The following is a 238-nucleotide window of genomic DNA, read 5'->3' on the forward strand; positions in this document are numbered from 1 at the left end:
TCGCCCCCGGGGGCGGCATACCCACTGGCACGGTCACCTTCTTCATCGGCGGCATCCCCCAGGCGCCGGTCACCCTGTCCGGCGGCATGGCCACCCTGACCACTGCCGCCCTCAGTGTTGGCGTGCACCCGATCAGGGCCACCTACAACGGGAGCAGCAACTACAACACCTCCACCTCGGCGACCATCAAGCAGACGGTCGCCAAGGCCAGCACCAACACGGCATTGACCTCGGCGCC

At 68.1% G+C, this 238-nt stretch carries 1 protein-coding gene; it reads left to right on the forward strand.

All coding sequences use genetic code 11. From position 1 onward, the window contains the following. Positions 1 to 238 (forward strand): Ig-like domain-containing protein (locus OP86_RS32700; RefSeq protein ID WP_033334558.1); only part of this gene is annotated, 238 nt, incomplete at both ends.

This window comes from Streptomyces novaecaesareae (genome assembly GCF_000716875.1).
GTDB lineage: Bacteria > Actinomycetota > Actinomycetes > Streptomycetales > Streptomycetaceae > Kitasatospora > Kitasatospora novaecaesareae.